At 54.9% G+C, this 14,391-nt stretch carries 16 protein-coding genes; 8 read left to right on the top strand and 8 right to left on the bottom strand.

Annotation, left to right across the window (positions count from 1 at the left end; all coding sequences use genetic code 11):
- Positions 1–42: 42 nt before the first annotated feature.
- From olsB to tsf, 4 genes are all read left to right on the top strand, one after another.
- The gene (olsB, locus tag ACR0ID_RS02950) at positions 43–798 is read left to right on the top strand and encodes an L-ornithine N(alpha)-acyltransferase (RefSeq protein ID WP_480517008.1); all 756 of its coding nucleotides are present in this window, start codon (positions 43–45) and stop codon (positions 796–798) included.
- The gene (gene olsA, locus ACR0ID_RS02945; RefSeq protein WP_480517010.1) at positions 764–1,639 is read left to right on the top strand and encodes a lyso-ornithine lipid O-acyltransferase; all 876 of its coding nucleotides are present in this window, start codon (positions 764–766) and stop codon (positions 1,637–1,639) included. Before olsB ends, olsA begins: the two co-directional genes overlap by 35 nt.
- A gap of 166 nt (positions 1,640–1,805) precedes the next feature.
- Positions 1,806–2,588 carry a 30S ribosomal protein S2 gene (gene rpsB, locus ACR0ID_RS02940; protein ID WP_480472744.1) on the top strand — a complete coding sequence of 261 codons (783 nt, stop codon included), beginning with the start codon at positions 1,806–1,808 and terminating at the stop codon, positions 2,586–2,588.
- Between the two features lie 77 nt (positions 2,589–2,665).
- Positions 2,666–3,541, top strand: coding sequence for a translation elongation factor Ts (tsf, locus tag ACR0ID_RS02935; protein ID WP_480517012.1), 876 nt, complete (start codon positions 2,666–2,668; stop codon positions 3,539–3,541).
- Positions 3,542–3,894: 353 nt separating this feature from the next.
- On the opposite strand, the gene ACR0ID_RS02930 is transcribed toward tsf, so the two are convergent.
- The 3 genes from ACR0ID_RS02930 to ACR0ID_RS02920 form a co-directional block, all read right to left on the bottom strand.
- On the bottom strand, positions 3,895–4,650 hold the full coding sequence (locus tag ACR0ID_RS02930; protein ID WP_480493168.1) for an autoinducer binding domain-containing protein: 756 nt from the start codon (positions 4,648–4,650) through the stop codon (positions 3,895–3,897).
- On the bottom strand, positions 4,647–5,096 hold the full coding sequence (gene aroQ, locus ACR0ID_RS02925; RefSeq protein ID WP_480603624.1) for a type II 3-dehydroquinate dehydratase: 450 nt from the start codon (positions 5,094–5,096) through the stop codon (positions 4,647–4,649). The genes ACR0ID_RS02930 and aroQ overlap by 4 nt, the downstream gene beginning before the upstream one ends.
- A 123-nt stretch (positions 5,097–5,219) precedes the next feature.
- Complete coding sequence (locus ACR0ID_RS02920) at positions 5,220–6,221, bottom strand: NADPH:quinone oxidoreductase family protein (protein ID WP_480603622.1); 1,002 nt, start codon at positions 6,219–6,221, stop codon at positions 5,220–5,222.
- A 151-nt stretch (positions 6,222–6,372) separates the two neighbouring features.
- Here ACR0ID_RS02920 and ACR0ID_RS02915 point away from each other — a divergent pair, with 151 nt between their 5' ends.
- Both ACR0ID_RS02915 and ACR0ID_RS02910 read left to right on the top strand, forming a co-directional pair.
- Entirely contained in the window at positions 6,373–7,191 is an 819-nt protein-coding gene (locus ACR0ID_RS02915; protein WP_480603620.1) for an SDR family oxidoreductase, read from the top strand.
- 14 nt (positions 7,192–7,205) lie between these two features.
- The gene (locus tag ACR0ID_RS02910) at positions 7,206–8,240 is read left to right on the top strand and encodes a phosphotransferase family protein (RefSeq protein ID WP_480603618.1); all 1,035 of its coding nucleotides are present in this window, start codon (positions 7,206–7,208) and stop codon (positions 8,238–8,240) included.
- 7 nt (positions 8,241–8,247) lie between these two features.
- Here ACR0ID_RS02910 and ACR0ID_RS02905 read toward each other — a convergent pair whose 3' ends face one another.
- Positions 8,248–8,871 (bottom strand): DsbA family protein, encoded by a 624-nt coding sequence (locus ACR0ID_RS02905; RefSeq protein ID WP_480517022.1) that lies wholly within the window; start codon positions 8,869–8,871, stop codon positions 8,248–8,250.
- 217 nt (positions 8,872–9,088) lie between these two features.
- Here ACR0ID_RS02905 and ACR0ID_RS02900 point away from each other — a divergent pair, with 217 nt between their 5' ends.
- On the top strand, positions 9,089–10,303 hold the full coding sequence (locus ACR0ID_RS02900; RefSeq protein WP_480603617.1) for a serine hydrolase domain-containing protein: 1,215 nt from the start codon (positions 9,089–9,091) through the stop codon (positions 10,301–10,303).
- A gap of 51 nt (positions 10,304–10,354) precedes the next feature.
- Positions 10,355–11,224, top strand: coding sequence for an acyl-CoA thioesterase (locus tag ACR0ID_RS02895; protein WP_480476735.1), 870 nt, complete (start codon positions 10,355–10,357; stop codon positions 11,222–11,224).
- On the opposite strand, the gene ACR0ID_RS02890 is transcribed toward ACR0ID_RS02895, so the two are convergent.
- The 4 genes from ACR0ID_RS02890 to pstB all read right to left on the bottom strand — a co-directional run bounded on the left by ACR0ID_RS02890 (position 11,221) and on the right by pstB (position 14,383).
- The gene (locus ACR0ID_RS02890; protein WP_480603615.1) at positions 11,221–11,988 is read right to left on the bottom strand and encodes an SDR family oxidoreductase; all 768 of its coding nucleotides are present in this window, start codon (positions 11,986–11,988) and stop codon (positions 11,221–11,223) included. The two genes, ACR0ID_RS02895 and ACR0ID_RS02890, sit on opposite strands and share 4 nt — an antisense overlap.
- Positions 11,989–12,165: 177 nt before the next feature.
- Positions 12,166–12,855 carry a phosphate regulon transcriptional regulator PhoB gene (gene phoB, locus ACR0ID_RS02885; protein WP_480603614.1) on the bottom strand — a complete coding sequence of 230 codons (690 nt, stop codon included), beginning with the start codon at positions 12,853–12,855 and terminating at the stop codon, positions 12,166–12,168.
- Positions 12,856–12,867: 12 nt separating this feature from the next.
- Complete coding sequence (gene phoU, locus ACR0ID_RS02880; protein WP_480472766.1) at positions 12,868–13,569, bottom strand: phosphate signaling complex protein PhoU; 702 nt, start codon at positions 13,567–13,569, stop codon at positions 12,868–12,870.
- 16 nt (positions 13,570–13,585) lie between these two features.
- Positions 13,586–14,383, bottom strand: a complete 798-nt coding sequence (gene pstB / locus ACR0ID_RS02875; RefSeq protein WP_480480931.1) for a phosphate ABC transporter ATP-binding protein PstB — start codon at positions 14,381–14,383, stop codon at positions 13,586–13,588.
- Positions 14,384–14,391 lie beyond the last annotated feature (8 nt).

The following is a 14,391-nucleotide window of genomic DNA, read 5'->3' as shown; positions in this document are numbered from 1 at the left end:
TAACTGCGGTATCAGCAGCCAATAGAACACGGATCACCCCATATGCCGGATACTGGCCCTTCTTTCACCGTAAAACTGGCCGAGACCGAAGCCGACCTGCAAGCAGCTCAACGCCTGCGCTATGACGTCTTCGTGCGTGAGTTGGGGGGCGGCGGAGAGATGGTTGATCACGATGCTGGCCTCGAGAAAGACCGTTTCGACCCGTATTTCGATCATATGTTGGCGTATGATGATCACACCGGCGAAATTATTGGCGTCTACAGGATGTTACCGGGCGAACGTGCTGCGGAACTGGGGCAATTCTATTCCGAAGATGAATATGATCTGACCGTTCTCAAGAACAGTGGGCGCAAACTGTTGGAGTTGGGACGGTCGTGCCTGCATCCCGACTACCGTGGGGGTACGGCAATGTACCACCTGTGGAACGGTTTGGCCGCTTATGTAGCGGAACGTGAAATTGAAGTCTTGTTCGGCGTTGCGAGTTTTCACGGAACAAACGTGGCCACATTGGCGCAACCCTTGTCGATGCTTCACCACAACCATCTGGCTCCGCCAGAGTTGCGCGTACGGGCGCAGCCCGATGTTTTTCAGTCGATGGACCTTGTGAAACCAGAGGCTTTGGACCGCCGCGCCGCCATGGTTCAGGTGCCAGCATTGATCAAAGCCTACCTGCGCTTGGGTGGTTTCGTGGGCGAGGGTGCCTTTATCGACCACACCTTCAACACAACGGATGTTTGCCTGATCCTCGACACGACGCGCATGAATGAACGGCAGCGTCGAATTTATGGCGGGGCGTGACGCTGTGAACGACCCGCTCTGGAATAGTGAAGACGCGCCCGACCCGATCGAGCTGGGCTTTATTGGATGGGTTCTGGCCATTCTGCGTGGAGTACCGCTAGCGGCCCTTGTCTTTGGTGGCCTGATCATCCTTCTGACTGTTCGCTTGATAGAGTATCCGTTTTTCGGCGTCCGGCGACCTGTCACGCCGTTCATCACGCAGTTTGTCTGCCGCAACGCGTTTCGAATTCTTGGCATCGGGTTTCGCACATCAGGCGCGCTGATGAAAGAGAGGGGGGCAGTGGTGGCAAACCACACATCCTGGCTGGATATTTTTGCTCTGAACGCGCGCAAGAGGGTCTATTTTGTTTCCAAGGCAGAAGTCGCCAAATGGCCCGGTATCGGCTGGCTGGCCCGTGCGACCGGAACCCTGTTCATCGAACGGGATCGCAAGAAAGCCAAGGAACAAACCAAACTTTTTGAAACCCGCCTGAAGGTGGGTCACAAACTGTTGTTCTTCCCCGAAGGCACCTCAACAGATGGACTTCGAATTTTACCTTTTAAAACAACGCTTTTCGCTGCGTTCTTCGCGGATGAATTGCGTGATTTCATGTATATCCAACCCGTTTCCGTGGTGTTTCACGCGCCCAAAGGCCAGCCAAAACGCTTTTATGGCTGGTGGGGGGATATGGAGTTCGGGCCGCATTTGCTGAAGACCCTTGGCGCACGTCGGCAAGGAACTGTTGAACTAATCTATCATGCGCCAGCGCGGGTCAGCGACTTTGAAAACCGCAAGGCTCTGGCCGCCCATTGTGAAGACGCTGTCAGGCATGCGCACGCATTGGCGCAGCTTGAAAAATAAGGCCGATTGGGCCTTGCGTAGTGCGCAAACCTGCCTTATACGCGCGCCATTCAAACCCGCAGGCGGGGTTTGGCCTTTTTGAGGGAGACATCCTCATCAAGACCGCCGGTTGGAGCGTCCGCTTCTTTCACCCCCGCCCAGGCGTAAACCGGAAAAGGAAAATAGCATGGCTCTTCCCGAGTTCACCATGCGTCAGCTGCTGGAAGCTGGCGTTCACTTTGGTCACCAGACACAGCGTTGGAACCCCCGCATGGGCCCGTTCATCTACGGCTCGCGCAATGGTATTCACATCATGGACCTGACCCAGACCGTTCCGATGCTGGATCAGGCGTTGCAGGCTGTTCGTGACACCGTCGCAAAGGGTGGCCGCATTCTGTTTGTTGGTACCAAGCGTCAGGCCGCTGGCCCGATCGCTGAAGCGGCTGAAAAGTCGGCTCAGTACTACATGAACCACCGTTGGCTGGGCGGCACGCTGACCAACTGGAAAACCGTTTCCCAGTCGATCAACCGTCTGAACCAGATCGACGAAGCCATGGAATCGGGCGCAGAAGGCCTGACCAAGAAAGAGCGTCTGGGCATGGAACGTGACCAGGGCAAACTTCAGGCGTCGCTAGGTGGTATCCGCGAAATGGGCGGCGTTCCGGACCTGCTGTTCGTCATCGACGTCAAGAAAGAAGCATTGGCCATCGCAGAAGCCAACAAACTGGGTATTCCGGTTGTGGCTGTTGTCGACACCAACTGCTCGCCCGACGGCGTTGACTACATCATCCCCGGCAACGACGACGCAGCACGCGCAATCGCTCTGTACTGCGATCTGGTCGCACGCGCCGCTCTGGACGGCATGACCGCACAGATGGGCGCAGCAGGCGTAGACCTAGGCGCATTCGAAGAAGCTCCGGTTGAAGAAGCTCTTGCGGAAGAAGCCGCAGAAGCTCCTGCCGAAGCGTAAGCTGCCCGTCACGTAAATGACATATGGGGCAGGGTATGACCTGCCCCAATTCCGTTTGAATTGAGGAGAGCCAAAAGATGGCAATCACAGCAGCAATGGTTAAAGAACTGCGCGACTCGACCGGCGCAGGCATGATGGACGCAAAAAAAGCGCTGACCGAAACCGGCGGCAACATGGACGACGCCGTTGACTGGCTGCGCACCAAAGGCCTGGCCAAAGCGGCCAAGAAATCGGGCCGTACCGCAGCAGAGGGTCTGGTTGCTGTTCACGTCAGCGGTGGCAACGGTGTTGCTGTCGAAGTGAACTCGGAAACCGATTTCGTTGCGAAAAACGCTGAGTTTCAGGAAATGGTCGGCAAGATCGCAAACGCGGCTGAAGGCGTGGACGGTATTGACACGCTGATGGCGGCTGATCTGGGCGGCAAAAGCGTTGCCGATACCCTGACCGACAAGATCGCCACCATTGGCGAAAACATGTCGGTGCGCCGAATGGCCAAACTGTCTGGCGACACTGTTGTGTCTTATGTGCACAACGCTGCGACCAACGGCATGGGCAAAATCGGTGTGCTGGTTGCACTGTCGGGTGGTGATGAGGCTATCGGCAAGCAGGTTGCGATGCACATCGCCGCTGTGAACCCGGCTGCCCTATCTGAGGCCGACATGGACCCGGCAATTGTCGAGAAGGAGAAGCAGGTTCAGATGGACATCGCCCGCGAATCCGGCAAGCCGGAGCAGGTGATCGAGAAGATGATCGAAGGCCGCATGAAGAAATTCGTCGCCGAATCGACATTGCTGAGCCAGCAATTCGTTGTGAACCCTGATCTGACCGTTGAAGCCGCTGCAAAAGAAGCAGGCGCAACCATCACCGGCTTCGTTCGCTTGGAGGTTGGCGAAGGCATCGTTGTGGAAAAAGAAGACTTCGCTGCCGAAGTCGCAAAAGCCGCTCAGGGCTAAAGAACGGCTCCGACTGGGGCCTTGCTGAACAAAATTAAAGGGTTACGCATTGCGTAGCCCTTTTTGTTAGTGGCACATCATAGAATTCGCAAAGAAGTGAAGGATTGGAGGGCCCCGCATGATGGGGATGGTCGAGGCCCCCCAAAATTCCGACACAGGTACGCGGACGAATAGGCGCCCCCTTGTCAGAGTGATTGGAGAGCTTTGAAATCGCAAAGATCCAATCGAATGTTCCCTGGCTAAAGCCACCACTCACGGAACACTCTCACTTTGCAACTTTTAGGTTAGATTTGAAAAGTAGTGATTTCCTTACCTAGGGTAAACTGACGCTGGATGGCGTCACAAAAACACTCCTAAACTTCCATAATGAACATCTGATTATGCAAAGATGCCTTTAAAACAGCCTGAGCCGTCGTTTCGACCGACAACGCCTCACGGGCGAGTCGAAGATGCTTTTCGACAGTTGCCGCTGTCAGGCCCATCAGCAGTGCTATGTCCTGCGTGGTTTTGCCGTCACCGACCCATTGCAAAGCCTCGCGCTGACGCTTTGTCAGGGCCCGGTTCGGAGGGTTGAAAGGCAAGGTCAGGATCTTCAGATGCGCAACGTTGTTCATCAAAAGAATGTCTTCGCCGTGCTCCTGCCAGATTGCGTCAATGTCTTCCTGGCTCATCCCTTCCTTGGCGGACAAGGAAATCGCCCCTTTGGAGCGCACCGAGACTGAGTTGAAGCTGATGGTGTAACCAGAAACAACACCCATGGACTTGTTGAACTCGAAAACCTCGCGCTCTTTATCGGTCATCGACCCGCGAGAGTGCATGTCCAGCAACATTCTCCAGCTGGCGGCGCCTTCATTGTCCAGCGCCCATTTCAACATGGGGGCGTGAAAATATAAACCGTCCTTGATGAAACCGTCCACATAGGCGCGGTTATGATTGGTCAGGATGACAAAATCCTCTGGATCGCCCAATGAGGTTGCCGTCCTGTATTGCGTATGGCCGTAGATTAAACGATCAAGCCCGTATTCCGCCATTTGTCGGCAATGCGCATCCCACAGGTCTTCCAGGGTTTTGGCATAGCTGACAAATCGCAGATACTCCCTGAGGGTCATGCCGTATCACCTGCTTTCAGATGGGCGGCCAGTGCGTCCAGTGCAAGAACATAACCTTGGGCGCCAAAACCACAGATCTGCCCCAGAGCGACAGGCGCGATATAGGACTTGTGACGGAATGCTTCCCTTGCATGGATGTTGGATAGGTGAACTTCGACAACCGGCAGTTCAACTGACGCGATGGCATCCATCAGCGCAACCGACGTGTGTGTGAACGCCCCCGCATTGATCACAAGGCCATCCTGCACACCGCGTGCGCCGTGGATCGCATCAATTAACACACCCTCATGGTTGGATTGCAGATGCGAGACTTCTAGGCCAATGGACGCGCCATGGCGCTGGCACTCCTCCTCGATCATCTTCAGAGTGGTGCTGCCGTAAACCTCGGGCTGCCGTGTGCCAAGCAGGTTGAGGTTTGGGCCATTCAATACCAAAACGTTGTGCATGTCTTCACGATCCCCATTAATGGTACATAGACGCCTTGAGGTTGGGTTGTCTACCTGCCTTTGCCGGATCGAGTACAGTCGAAAAACCGGTGTGGGAATCGGGCCGCCATTTTGTTCCCGGCCTCAATTTTCCTCCATGGTGACAACGATTTTTCCCAGAACGGATCGTTGCGACAATTGTTCAAGCGCCTCGTGCGCGCGGGCAAGCGGGAACCGGGCGCTAATCCGCGGTTTGATTTTCCCGGCTGTGTTCAGATCGAACAGGTTCTTGACGTTGTCAGCATGGCCGATCGGGTCGCGGAATACTGACGCGCCCCAAAACACACCAACGATCTGACATCCTTTCAAAAGGGCCAGATTCAAGGGAATCCGCGGAATGCCCGCTGGGAAACCGACGACAAGGTAACGACCGTTCCAAGCCATGCTGCGCAGGGACGGTTCGGCCAGCGCACCCCCAACGGCGTCGTAGACGACGTCAACGCCGTCAGAACCTGCGAGTTTCTTAACTTCGGTTGAGAAGGCTCTTTGTGCATCCCTGTCCATGTCGCGCGGGTAAATCACCACGTCATCGGCACCAATCTGGCTACAGAATTCGGCCTTTTTAGGTGATGAAACGGCTGCGATCACCCTGGCACCCATGGCTTTGCCCAGTTCAATGGCGGCTGACCCCACACCTCCGGCGGCACCCAGTACCAACAGGGTTTCACCGGGTTGAATCTCCGCCCGATCCTTCAACGCGTGGTAGGACGTGCCGTAGGTGAAAATGAAACAGGCGGCATCTTCATAGGGCATCGCATCAGGAATTCGGATTGCAGTGTCCGCCTTGAGTGTGACATGGGTCGAAAACCCACCATGCCCGGTTAGGGCCAAAACACGGTCGCCTGGCTTAAATCCATTGACGCCTTCGCCCACAGCCAGAACTTCACCCGCAATTTCACCGCCCGGAGCAAAGGGCCGTGGCGGCTTCATCTGGTACAGATCGCGGATAATCAACGTGTCCGGAAAATTCACGCCCGCTGCTTTCACACCGATCAAAAGCTGACCTTTGCCCGGTTTCGGGTCGGGTAGGGTCGTAAGCTCCAGGGTTTCGGGACCACCCGGTGCGACGCTGAGTAATGCTTGCATACCGCCTCTGATCTGCCTGTACTTTGTGTCGAGGAAGTTTTGGTGCAGCATGGTTTTTTGTCAACGCTACGGTCCAACGCCTGCCGCAACGGCAAGAGGAACGCAATATGTATCACGATGAACTGGTGCCAAAGAAACTGAGGAGCACAAAATGACCCCCGACACCCTCTTTTCGCTTCACGGCAAAACCGCTTTGGTAACAGGTGGAGCGACAGGTATTGGCCGCATGGCAGCCGAGGCGCTGGTACGGGCCGGCGCGCGCGTGCTCATTGCCTCAAGAAAAGGAGACGCCTGTGCCACGGTCGCCGCAGAACTGAACGCGCTGGACGCGCCGGGCAGCGCCGAAGGCTTTGCCTGTGACATTGGCAGCGCAGCCGGTATAGGCAAGCTGGTCTCTGACATTCACGCGCGTACGGACAAACTGGACATCCTGATGAACAACTCGGGGGTGTCCTGGGGTGCCCCTTTGGGGCAGTTTCCCTACGATGCATGGGAAAAGGTCATGTCTGTCAACGTGACAGGGATATTTGAACTAACCCAGCGGCTTTTGCCAATGCTAATGAAATCAGGCACCGCCGAAGACCCGGCGCGCATTGTCAATGTGGGGTCAGTCATGGGTGAAGTCCCTATGGGCGATGGGGCCTACAGCTATTCGGCCTCAAAGGCTGCGGTTTTGCATCTGACCAGGGTCTTGGCCAAGGAACTTTCACCGCACCACATCACGGTGAACGCACTCGCTCCGGGGCCGTTTGTGTCGCGCATGACGGCCTTTGCGACAGCCGATGAGGATACCAGAGAACGGGTTGGCAAGTCTGTACCTCTGGGTCGCGTCGGACGGGACGAGGATATCGCAGGCTGTATGTTGTTCCTGTGCGGTCGCGGCGGCAGCTATGTGACAGGCGCAGTGATCCCGGTTTCGGGTGGGATCAACGTTGTGACCGCCGGAAACATCTTTGCCGAGGCCCTGTGACGGGAAGACAGCCAATGAAAACCGAAACCAATCTGGATCTGGCGGCAGTAGATACGTATCTGAGCGCGCATCTTTCCGGCTACAACGGGCCATTGGAGGCGAGGAAATTTGATGTCGGGCAATCCAACCCGACGTTTGAGTTACGCACACCAGAGAAAGCCTATGTGCTGCGCCGAAAGCCCGCCGGCGTATTGCTGAAATCGGCACATGCCGTTGATCGCGAATTTCGGGTTCAAAGCGCCCTTGCCGGAAGCGAGGTTCCGGTGCCCAAGATGTATCTGTTGTGTGAAGACGACAGCGTCATCGGCTCGGCCTTCTATGTGATGGAACGCTTGCAGGGCAGGGTGTTTCCCGACCCAACCCTGCCCAAAGAAAGCAACGAAACTCGCGCCGCCATCATTGACGAAATGAACAGAGTTCTTGCCCAATTGCACATGGTGGATATCGATGCCGTTGGCCTGTCTGACTATGGGCCGATTGGCAACTATTACGAGCGTCAGATCGCACGCTGGACCAAGCAATACCGCGCGTCCGAGACCTCGGCCATTGCGGATATGGATGCGCTGGCTTCAGCGCTAGAGACCTCGGTACCGGCCGATGACGGGCAGTGCACGCTGGTGCATGGGGATTACCGCATCGACAACCTGATGTTTGCGCCGAACCGGGCGGAATGTATCGGAGTGCTGGATTGGGAACTGTCGACGATCGGTCACCCTTATGCGGATCTGGCCGCAGTAATCATGCAATGGCAGTTGCCGCCGGGAAAACAGGGCCGGGGGCTGGCGGGTGTGGATCGAAAGAGCCTGGGCCTGCCCAGCGATGAGGCATTCATTGCCCAATACTGCAAACGTCGAGGCCTGGATGGCATAGACAATTTCGGCTTTTATCTGGGCTTCAATTTCTTTCGTATGGCGGGCATTCTACAGGGTGTCTACAAACGCGCGCTGGATGGGAATGCGTCAGACCCCGACCGCGCAAAGGCTTTTGGCGCATATGTTCCTATATTCGCCCAGCACGGCCTGAAAGCTCTTGAGTCCACATTAGAGTGACGACCTATCAAGCTGTTTTTATGTCACTATCTTGCCTTGAAAGCTCAACTTCAAGGTTTGGCAGACTGTTCTTTCCAAAAAACAATTCGGCCCCGGTGAACATGCTGGGAACCCCAAACACGCCACGCCGAACCGACGATTTAGTTTTCTCTTTCAGTTTCAGTTTAACGTCGGGACTTGTCATGGCTTCGCGAATTTTGCGAACGGGCAAGTCGTTTTCGTTCAGAATATCCGTTAGGACACCGATCTCGTCCGCCTTCTGACCATGTACCCAAATAGCATCAAAAATCGCGTTTATATATTTGACTTCCCAAGGTTTTCCATTAGCAAAACACGCGCCTCGCATGGCAAGTTTGGTATTGATCGGAAAATGCGGGCTCATATGAAAGCTCAGCCCACGACGGCGGGCAAACCTATGCAGATCATGCGTCAAATAGGCCGTTTTCTGGCGGTTTTCGGAATATGCCTGAAACGGGCTTTGGTTATGCGTCGCTTTGAACACCGCAGGCAACAGGACAGGAACATAAGTAATGCTTACGTCATAGCGCTCGGCAAGATCGGGGAGCATTTTATAGGCGAGAAACGCGTTCGGGCTGCAAAAATCGTAAATAAAATCTATGGTCCGCGTCATAGGGTTCCTCCGTTTCGGTCCCTTGAAATCTTGTTCATTGAACTTCAGGCGAATCTGCGTCGAAATCAGTCTAACATTTCATTGTGAGGCACGCTGAGGAAGCCTGATCACGAATTTCTCTGCAACACGCAGCTTTTTGCTGTTATTTCAGGTCACAAGCCTAAACAGTCACTGCTTAACACCGAACGGAAATATCTAAATGTCCCACAGGCAATCCATGTTTGATCAAACCCGGCTGGATCGGCTTAGCCATTGGATGGAGAGCTATGTTGAGCAGCGCAAATATGCCGGATCATCCTTTTTGCTGCGCCACAAAGGGGACGAAGCCTTTTTTCATGCCAGTGGTGTCAGCAGTCTGGAGACTGGCCGGCCATTCCAACGCGACACGCTGGTGCGCATTTATTCCATGACCAAACCGGTCACATCAGTCGCGTTGATGACATTGGTCGAACGTGGACTTGTTCACCTGAACGCGCCTGTTTCTGAACTTCTACCTGAATTCAAAGATATGCACGCGCTGGTACCGGGGGCGGAGAGACTGGATCAGACCGAGGCTGCACCGTCTCCCACTCTGCATCAGTTACTGACGCATACCAGTGGGTTAAGCTATCCGTTCAACCCCGGGCTTTTACCCCATACGATGGATGAACGGGACCTTATTTTCAAACCCAATCAGGGACTTCTGGAACACCTTGTGCGCGATCTGGCAGGGCTGCCACTGGCGTTCCAACCCGGTGCACGCTGGGAATACTCGGTCGGTATTGACGTGCTGGGTCGTGTGATCGAGGTGGTCTCGGGCCAGTCATTGGAGCAGTTCTTTCGAACCGAAATCCTTGAACCACTCAACATGCGAGAAACAGGTTTTTCCGTACCCGTTGGGGTAGGGGATCGTTTCGCATCGCTCTACACCCCATTGGCTGGCGACGCGATGGCGCTGAATTCCGCGGATCACGGCAGCGAAAGCCTGAGGCTGTTTGATTCCCACATAGTATCCCCGTTCGAAAACACGACGACCTTTTCCGGCGGTGGTGGTCTGATCTCGACAATCGATGATTATGCCAAATTCGCGGACATGCTTCGAAACCGGGGGGCCGGGAACGGGTGCCGCATACTTGGTCCGAAAACAGTTGATTTCATGATGCGCAATCACCTTCCCGGCGACATTGCGTCAATGGGCCCGCAGAGTTTTGCAGAGCAACCGATGGAAGGAATGGGCTTTGGGCTGGCCGGTGCGGTTGTTCTGAATCCCGGTCTGGTAAGGGTTCCCGGCTCTATCGGGGATTTCAGTTGGGGTGGAATGGCGTCGACCTATTTCTGGATTGACTGGCAGAATGACCTGACGGCGATTTTCTTTACCCAATTGTCCCCGTCAAGTTCGTACCCATCCCGTGCCGAACTCAAGGCGCTGGTCCATGCCGCCATGATTGAATGATTTCTTCTGTACTGATACCCGGTGCCGGACGACACAACTTGCGAGCAGACGATGACCGAAGCGGAACGTATCTTACTGGATCTTCTGGATATTGAACGGCTTGAGGTCGATCTGTTTCGCGGGACGGGGTCGGGCGGTGAAACGCCAACACGCATATTTGGCGGGCAGGTCATTGCGCAAGCGCTGGCTGCGGCATATCGAACTGTAGAAGAACGGTTGTGTCATTCGCTGCACGCCTATTTCATTCGCCCGGGCGATCCTGAGAAACCCGTTATTTATCAAGTTGATCGAGCGCGAGACGGAGGTTCTTTCACAACCCGCCGCGTGGTTGCAATTCAGCATGGAAAACAAATCCTGAACATGTCGGCGTCCTTTCATGTCCGGGACGAAGGCTGGGACCATCAGCATCCGATGCCCGTCGTGAACGCACCAAAAACGTACCCGTCCCGATCTGAATTGCGTAAAACATACGTTGAACGTGTTCCCGAAAGGTTGAGGGGCGAATTGCTGCGCGAACGCCCGATCGAGGTCCGGGAAGTCGATCATCTGGACCCATTCACACCGAAAGTCTCTGATGATCGAAACCAGACCTGGTTTCGTATGCCCGCTGCCGCTTCGGTCGATGCCAGAACGCAGCACTTACTGCTGGCTTATGCGTCTGACATGAACCTGATGTCCTCTGGATTGCGGCCTCACGGTCTGAGCTGGTTTAGCGGAGAGTTCAACGGCGCAAGTCTGGACCACGCGCTATGGTTTCACGCGCCGGTGAATTTTCAGAACTGGCATCTGTACGTGATGGATTCGCCGTGGACGGGGCAGGGACGCAGCTTTAACCGTGGATCGATCTATTCCGAGGACGGTTCCCTTGTTGCATCTGTTGCACAGGAAGGATTGATGCGCAGAGTTCGCGCGCAACCTTAAGTGTTGTCGCTAAATCTCTGATTTAACTTCTGCATTCCACTTAGCCACCGGTCATAGTCAGCCGCCTTGAACTGCAAATAGTCAGCGACTTGTGGATGAGGTAGAACTAAAAACTGTTCATTTCGAATAGCTTGTACGCAGGAGTCAGCCACATCGCTGGGCTCGAGCATTCCATCAATCGAAGCTACTGAAATTTCATGTCCTTCGGTCATTCTTGAACGCACAGCCTGCGGACACAAGACCGAGACTTTCAATCCTTCAGCGCCATATGTCAGCGAAAGCCATTCGGCAAATCCTACAGCGGCGTGTTTAGTAACCCCATACGGGGCTGCACCAGGTTGGTTCAGCAAACCTGCCGCAGACGCAGTTATCATAATATATCCGCCGCCGCGACGAACCATGCGTGGAACCAGATGGCGGGCAGTCCAAACATGGGACATTACATTGATCTTCCAGATCCGATCCCAATCTTCGTCCGCAACATCGATACCACCAAGCGTCAGAATTCCGGCATTTGCGCAAAACAGGTCAATTGGACCGACAGTTTCTTCTACAAAATCAATGAGATTCTTGATCTGCGCTTCGCTGGAAACGTCGCAGGGATACGCCTGACCACCGGTTTGTTCCGCAACCAATTTAGCACCAGCGATATCGACATCCGAGCAAACAACACGTGCTCCTTCATGGGAAAACCGTTCTGCAAGACCACGACCAATGCCTTGGGCAGCGCCGGTGATAACGACAGTTTTGTTCTCAAGCTCCATGCGTATTCCGGGCAGGTTCGTTACAGTGTTTTCAAAGTGTTGGCTTGCGTTCCGTATTACAAGTCCTACTATTTTACCATAATACCAATTATACGTAATATGACACGGCGGAGAATTACTCAGATACAACCCCAATCAGTGATCAAACAAATTCGACCAAAACAAGTCTGATGCGTGTTATCCCAATGCGTAACCAGCACCGCGGACTGTGCGAACAGGATCAACCCCGCCATGTTGCGTCAAGGCTTTGCGCAAGCGTCCAATATGAACATCAACCGTACGCGTATCGACATAGATGTCGCGTCCCCAGACCCGATCCAGCAATTGTTCACGGCTCCAGACCCTGCCCGGCTTTTCCATGAACGTGCTGAGAAGCCGGAACTCGGTTGGGCCCAGTTTCAAGGGCTTGCTGTCGCGGCTGACCTTGTGGGTTTCCGAATCCAGAATGATGTCTTCATATTGCAGTCGCAAGCCAACAGTTGCCGGTCGAACGCGGCGCAGTTGTGTTCGAACACGCGCCATCAGTTCGACGATCGAATATGGCTTGACCACGTAATCGTCGGCACCGGTTTCAAGCCCGCGAACCTTGTCTACCTCTTCTGATCTGGCCGACAGCATGATTATCGGGATAGAACGTGTGTCCGGACGGCTTTTGAGTCGGCGGCAAACCTCAATCCCGCTAAGGTTGGGCATCATCCAGTCCAGAACGATGATATCCGGGCAGTCTTCGTCGACCAGCAACATAGCTTCGTCACCGTTGGCTGCTTTTGAGACGCGAAAACCCTCGGCTTCAAGGTTGTAGGCCAGCACCTCGCGTTGGGCCAACTCATCCTCGACCACCAATACTGTCGGTTGATCTGCGGACATCTGAAGCGTCTCCTACGCTGTTTGCGACGTTATGTCGGCCTTGGGCCGAGCCTCGGTCGGGCGGTCGCCTGTGACCAGATACACCACCTGCTCGGCAATCGAGGTTACATGGTCGCCCATACGTTCGATGTTCTTGGCGATGAAATGCAGGTGCATACAGGCGGAAATATTGCGCGGATCCTCGGCCATGAAGGTCAGGAGCTCGCGGAACAGGCCGTTATACATCTGGTCGACCTCTTCATCGCGGTTGATGACGTCGGTGGCCAATTCCGCGTCGCGCTGAATATATGCGTCCAGCGCGTCGCGCAGCATACGTTCGACCTCGCGCGCCATGCGGCGCAAGGCAGCGGCGCTGCCGCTGATCTCGCCCGCATTGGCAAGAACGGTCGTACGCTTGGCGATGTTCTTCGCATAATCACCAATCCGCTCGAGGTTGCCGGATACCTTCAGGACCGAAAGAACCAAACGCAGGTCACTGGCCGTGGGCGCGCGCAAGGCAATCAGACGCGCGGTTTCCTCATCAATCAGATCTTCCAAGGCGTCGATGGCCTTGTCACCTTGCCGCACATCCTGGGCCAGCTCAACGTCACGGCTTTCTAGAGAGCGCGCCGCGCTCATGATAGCGGCCTCAACCAGACCGCCCATCTTCATGATATGCGCCTGGATTGTTTCGAGGTCGCGGTCAAAAGCAGATGCAATATGTTGTTCGCTCATTGTTTGATACCTGTGTTTAGCCGATACGGCCTGTAATGTAGCTTTCCGTGCGCGGATCGACCGGGTTAGTAAAAATCTGCCCGGTTTCACCGAATTCGACCAGATTTCCCAGGTGGAAGAAGGCCGTTTTCTGGCTGACGCGCGCGGCCTGCTGCATCGAATGGGTGACGATCACAACCGAATATCGGGAACGCAATTCGTCGATCAACTCTTCGACCTGTGCGGTTGCAATCGGGTCCAGCGCCGAGCACGGCTCGTCCATCAACAGGACTTCCGGTTCGGTTGCCACGGCTCGCGCGATACACAAACGCTGCTGCTGCCCCCCTGAAAGGCCCGTGCCAGGCGCATCCAGACGGTCCTTGACTTCATCCCAGATCGCGCCTCGGCGCAGGGATTTCTCAACGATTTCATCAAGTTCCGCCTTATTCTTCGCCAAGCCGTGGATGCGCGGACCGTAGGCCACGTTGTCGTAGATCGACTTGGGGAACGGGTTCGGTTTTTGAAACACCATACCCACTTTGGCGCGCAACTGTACGGGGTCGACCCGCTTGTCATAGATGTCTTCGCCGTCCAAAAGGATATCACCTTCGACACGGCAGATATCGATGGTGTCGTTCATCCGGTTCAGACACCGCAGGAAGGTCGATTTTCCACAACCCGAAGGGCCGATAAAGGCCGTGACGGTCTTGTCTTCGATCTCAACACTCACGTCCTTGATGGCGTGGGTATCACCGTAATAAACCTGAACCTTCTTCGCGTTGATCTTGATGTCTTTGGAGTCCACGGTTCTCTCCACTCGTGTCATGTCGTTCATTATTGCCC

The sequence above is a fragment of the Ruegeria sp. AL2 genome, from assembly GCF_056540845.1.
Note: the sequence above shows the minus strand (reverse complement) of the source record. Positions and strands in the feature narration are given on the sequence as shown.